This is a genomic window from Candidatus Babeliales bacterium, assembly GCA_035288105.1.
In the GTDB taxonomy this organism is placed as follows: domain Bacteria; phylum Babelota; class Babeliae; order Babelales; family Vermiphilaceae; genus SOIL31.
The window spans coordinates 1-2500 of the sequence record DATEAY010000026.1 but is presented as its reverse complement, the minus strand read 5'-3'; the positions used below and the strand labels follow the sequence as shown (position 1 = coordinate 2500).

Sequence of the window (2500 nt, the reverse complement as noted above, 5' to 3'; positions counted from 1 at the left end):
AACAGGTACATCAAATTTACTTGTGGGTCAAAAGACATGGAGTTGTTATACCCGCTTTGCACTTCTTCTATTTGCCGGGAGTGCGTTATTACATGCGTCATATCTAACAATACCTTTTCTCCCTCTCTTACGAAGTGTTTTTGGTACTGCATTATTTTTTCACGGTTACTTCCTACTCTTCTTAAAAGTTGACTGATACTTTTATCCGAAACGGAAACATCTTCCCATTTTTCACTTAGAAAGGAGTGCATGAAATAAAAAGGAACATTTTTTATTGGCGATTGCTCAGTTAAACGGAACAAGGCAAATAAAAACAAGGGCTTGGCATCTTCGCCAAATACTTCTTCTAACACAGAAACTTGTTTTTCTGCTAACTGCAAGACCAACTCTTGCGTGCCAAATTCTTTTGTGGTCAATTTATCAACCTGTATAGGATGTTTGGCTTTTTGTCTGAGTTTATCTTTTGAGGATACAATAAACCCATCTTTCTCGGTGATTTTACCAAGTAGATTACCGCTTATTTTTTTTGCTCGTTTTAGTACAGGATCATACTTGCTGCGCACTGCATACAAATAATATGTCCCATAAATTAAGCGGAGTTCCGTGCCTGGTTTTCGATGTTGAGTAGCCCACTGGGGGTGTACAGTGTTTTTGCGTTTTTTAACCGATTTTTGTTTTTTCATAGTATTACGTATTTACGTAATACGAATAAACAACAAAAAAATCAACAACCACCTATGAGTTATTGATTTTTTATTAATACTACTTTGGTAAATTAACAACTGGTGGCTAACAACTTGATAATAAGCGAGTATAGCAAAGATAATTATTTTTTTTCTTGCACCCATAAAAACAAAGACCATGAAAAAAAGTCAAAAAAACAGAACACCCGAAACAAACCGGGCTAAGAGTGCTGGCATTAAAGGCGAGCAACAAAATTTATAGATCGTTAAAAGACGATTTTGAATATGTTGAAGAGTTGTATGAACAATTTTTCGCAGTGGGTAATAAAAATCAGGCAGACAAGGCATCTCATTATCTAAGCGGATTAATTCAAAGCGAAAGAAAAAACCGGAATATAGAACGGATGGTAGAAAAAGTGACATCAAGCAATTACGAAAACCAGCAACATTTTATTACCAACTCACCGTGGGATAGAGAAGGGTTGCTCAAAGCCATGTCAAAAAATGTAAGTACCACCTTAAAGCCTCACGGACTAATATCCTGTACGGTTGACGAAAAAGCACACCTGAAAAAAGGAGATAAGTCAGCCGGAGTGGCTCGGCAATATGCAGGATGCTTGGGCAAGGTAGACAACTGTCAGGTAGGAGTTTATTTGAGTTTAACAGCTCATAAATATTCCTCCTTAACCAACACGCGCTTGTATTTGCCTAAAGAGTGGACAGCTAATGAGCAACGCTGCTTGGATGCGGGCATACCCAAAGAAAAAATAGTATTCAAAACAAAACAAGAATTAGGATTGGAAATGATAAAGGAACATATTGAAAGTGGAGTTCATTTTGATTTTATTAATGGAGACGGCTTGTATGGAAATGGATACGAGTTCAGCAAAGGAATAAACGCATTAGGTAAAAAGTATGTGCTGGATGTTCACAGCAATCAAAAAATATTTCTGCAAGAACCCGTCATCGCTATACCCCCAAGACAAGCAACTCAAAGAGGACGGGTTGCTGCAAAATTAAAAGCCATCGCTCCGGATATGAGTGTATTGGAATACAATAATACCCTGCGTAAAAGTGACTTTAAATTGGTTCAAATACGCAAATCAACTAAAGGATGGATAACTGCCCACATTCACGTAAAAGAGATTTGGGTATGGGACGAATCTAACGGAGACAAGCAAGCGTTCAAGCAAACTTTGATTATAAAAAGACCCATACACAAAAAAGACCAACTCAAATTTTCATTGAGCAATATTCCAGCACAGAAACAAAGCGTAGAGCAGTTTGCATTCATGCAAGCTCAACGATTTTGGGTAGAAAAATGTTTTCGGGACGATAGTCATGATTTAGGAATGTCCGATTATCAGGTACGAAGCTATAACGGATGGAATAATCACATGGCGCTAACTTGTTTGGCAATGGAATATATGTTAAATCAGAAACTCAAATACAAAATAGATATTCCGCTTTTATCATGCAATGATGTGAGAGAGCTATTAGTGGAACTTATACAGCATAACAAAGAAGGTTTTGATACTAAATTTGATTGGATGATTGATAGACACGCTAAAAGGGAGAAAGACATTAACCGATACTATGAAATAAATGAATATTTTGATTTACCAAAGTAGTACTAATAATAATTTTTTAGGATATCAAGCAGGTGCCAATAATACTCATGGAGGAGAAAATGTTGCCATTGGGTACAATGCCTTGTATACACTAAATTACGGAAGCTCCCCATGGAGCAGTTACAATGTTGCAGTAGGAAATTATGCTTTATACACTACCAATGCTACTTCTTCAACCACTACTCA

Annotated in this window: 3 protein-coding genes; 2 read left to right on the top strand and 1 reads right to left on the bottom strand. The window is 36.9% G+C overall.

Going from position 1 to position 2500, the window contains the following annotated elements:
• Positions 1 to 683 (bottom strand): hypothetical protein (locus tag VJJ26_01420; protein HLC06823.1); only part of this gene is annotated, 683 nt, incomplete at its 3' end.
• A gap of 317 nt (positions 684 to 1000) precedes the next feature.
• On the opposite strand from VJJ26_01420, the gene VJJ26_01415 reads away from it, so the two are divergent.
• Both VJJ26_01415 and VJJ26_01410 read left to right on the top strand, forming a co-directional pair.
• Entirely contained in the window at positions 1001 to 2314 is a 1314-nt protein-coding gene (locus VJJ26_01415; GenBank protein ID HLC06822.1) for an IS701 family transposase, read from the top strand.
• Positions 2289 to 2500 (top strand): hypothetical protein (locus VJJ26_01410; protein HLC06821.1); only part of this gene is annotated, 212 nt, incomplete at its 3' end. The genes VJJ26_01415 and VJJ26_01410, both read left to right, overlap by 26 nt.